The sequence below is a fragment of the Algoriphagus taiwanensis genome (assembly GCF_036245645.1).
Taxonomy (GTDB): domain Bacteria; phylum Bacteroidota; class Bacteroidia; order Cytophagales; family Cyclobacteriaceae; genus Algoriphagus; species Algoriphagus taiwanensis.
On sequence record NZ_BTPE01000030.1, the window covers coordinates 1 to 1,737 of the forward strand.

The window sequence follows — 1,737 nt, forward strand, 5'->3', positions numbered from 1 at the left end:
GCCTGATCCGAACCAGTCCTCTGGGCAGGATATGCATGGAGAATCGCCGGATAAACTCTAAGTTGTCCAGACTCATCTCCATCCTCTGGGCTCCTTGCCTGTAGTCTTTGTAGCTGAAGGTGGTCTGTTTGGGACCCATGTCCAGAATCCGGTGATTGGAGATCGCCACCTTATGGGTGTATCTGCCCAGGTATTCCAGCACAGCTTTGGGATGTCCGAAAGGCCGCTTGGCGTACACCACCCAGGCTTTCTGGAACAGCTCATTGATCAGTTCCTTCTCCGGTATGATCCGGGACTTAAGCGCTTTGACATACTTGGCCCGAAAGACTTTGCTCATCGCCTTAACCGGAAACAGGTATTTACCCTGCGTTTTGGCTGTCTTCCACTTTCGATGCTTTGTCAATCCGCCTCCGGGCACGATGCAATGCAAATGGGGATGAAGGCTCAGCGTTTGTCCCCAAGTGTGCAGAATAGCAATCATCCCGGCTTTGGCACCCAGATGGGTTGGGTCTTTGGCAAAGCAATGGACCGTCTGCCATGCCGCTTCAAACAGACTGTCATAGACAGTCTTGGGCTGGTACATCGCCAGCTGATTCAGCGTGTCGGGCAGCGTAAAGACCACATGGAAGTAGGGAACTGGAAGCAGTTCGGCTTCTCGCTTGGTGATCCAATCCTCCCTGTTCTTGCCCTGGCACTTCGGACAGTGCCTGTTCCGACAACTATTATAGCTGATACGGGTACTCCCACAGTCGGTACAGGCATCCACATGTCCACCCAAGTCAGCGGTCCGGCAACGCTTAAGCGCTGAAAGCGTCCTGAGCTGCCAGCGGTTGATCTGCGGATGGTTTTCCACCTGGGCCCAGTGCTGCCTCAGCACCTGAGCCACTTCGTGCTTGGCTCTCAACGACGGGACAGATACAGTCGATCCAGCGGGCTGAAGGCACGGCGCTTGTCAGTTTGGGCGACGTGAAGATAGATCATCGTGGTGTCGATGGACTCGTGACCAAGCAGGTCTTTGATGGTCAGGATGTCCAAGCCCTCTTCCAGCAAATGGGTCGCAAAAGTATGCCTGAGCGTGTGCACGTTCATCGGCTTTTGGATCCCGGCTTTCTTTTTGGCTTCATTCACCGCCCACTGTACACCTCGTTGGGAATAGCGGGAGTCAAAATCTCCTCCGACCCGACCTTTGATCTCCTGGTCTTTGCTGTTGAATACCCATTCGCTCGGCTGCTCGGCTTCCAGATAGGTTTTCAGACCACGGATCAGCATATCCGCCAGCGGGACGTAGCGGTCTTTCTTGCCTTTGCCATCTTTCACGTGCAGGACTTTCCGGTCAAAATCCAAGTCAGCAATCTTCAGGTTCCGCACTTCGAAGCAGCGGAGACCACAGCCATACAGCAGTCCGATCAGCACGCGGTGTTTGAGCAGTTTGGGAGCTTTGAGAAGTCGGCGGACTTCCTCCTGGCTCAGGACAACGGGAAGCTTTTTGCTTCGCTTAATGGAGGGAAGTTCGATCCGCTTGTCCTTCATCCCCTCGATACGATAGGCGAACCGCAGTGCATAGACAGTGAACTTGAAGTAGGAATCAGAGGGTGTATTGTGCCCCCGCTTGACCAGATGCAGGTAATCATTGACCCGATCAGGATCGACTTCAGTAGGCAATTCATTGAAGTGAAGGGCGAGTTTGGCCAGGTGACGGCCATAGTTGGTGACCGTGCTTTGACTTTTGCCGGCCAC

At 53.9% G+C, this 1,737-nt stretch carries 2 protein-coding genes; both read right to left on the bottom strand.

Features of this window, described 5'->3' with window-relative positions:
• On the bottom strand, positions 1-904 hold a 904-nt coding region (locus tag AAA938_RS20095), incomplete at its 3' end, for an IS91 family transposase (RefSeq protein WP_338230713.1).
• Positions 901-1,737, bottom strand: an 837-nt coding sequence (locus AAA938_RS20100; RefSeq protein WP_338230715.1) for a tyrosine-type recombinase/integrase, incomplete at its 5' end; no start/stop codon positions are given. The genes AAA938_RS20100 and AAA938_RS20095, both read right to left, overlap by 4 nt.